This window comes from Enterobacter sp. PTB, from assembly GCF_051130085.1.
In the GTDB taxonomy this organism is placed as follows: domain Bacteria; phylum Pseudomonadota; class Gammaproteobacteria; order Enterobacterales; family Enterobacteriaceae; genus Enterobacter; species Enterobacter ludwigii.
Window position 1 is genome coordinate 1 of sequence record NZ_JBDKEE010000138.1, and the last position, 380, is coordinate 380.

Annotated in this window: 2 tRNA genes; both read left to right on the plus strand. The window is 46.8% G+C overall.

The annotated features are described in order from the left end of the window. The first annotated feature begins 76 nt into the window (after positions 1-76). Positions 77-153, plus strand: a tRNA-Ile gene (locus AAIR21_RS27965). Between the two features lie 38 nt (positions 154-191). Continuing rightward, positions 192-267 (plus strand) — tRNA-Ala (locus AAIR21_RS27970). Positions 268-380 lie beyond the last annotated feature (113 nt).

A 380-nucleotide genomic window follows, 5' to 3' on the forward strand; every position in this document is an offset into this window, starting at 1 on the left:
TCCTTACCTTAAAGAACCTGCCTTTGTAGTGCTCACACAGATTGTCTGATGAAAAACAGCAGTAAAAAACCTCTACAGGCTTGTAGCTCAGGTGGTTAGAGCGCACCCCTGATAAGGGTGAGGTCGGTGGTTCAAGTCCACTCAGGCCTACCAAATCTGTCATGCAGATTTGAAGAGGTTGGTCATACGATGGGGCTATAGCTCAGCTGGGAGAGCGCCTGCTTTGCACGCAGGAGGTCTGCGGTTCGATCCCGCATAGCTCCACCATCTTTTACTGCGAAAACAAGAAAACTTCAGAGTGAACCTGAAAAGGTGCACTGCGAAGTTTTGCTCTTTAAAAATCTGGATCAAGCTGAAAATTGAAACGACACACATGTTAT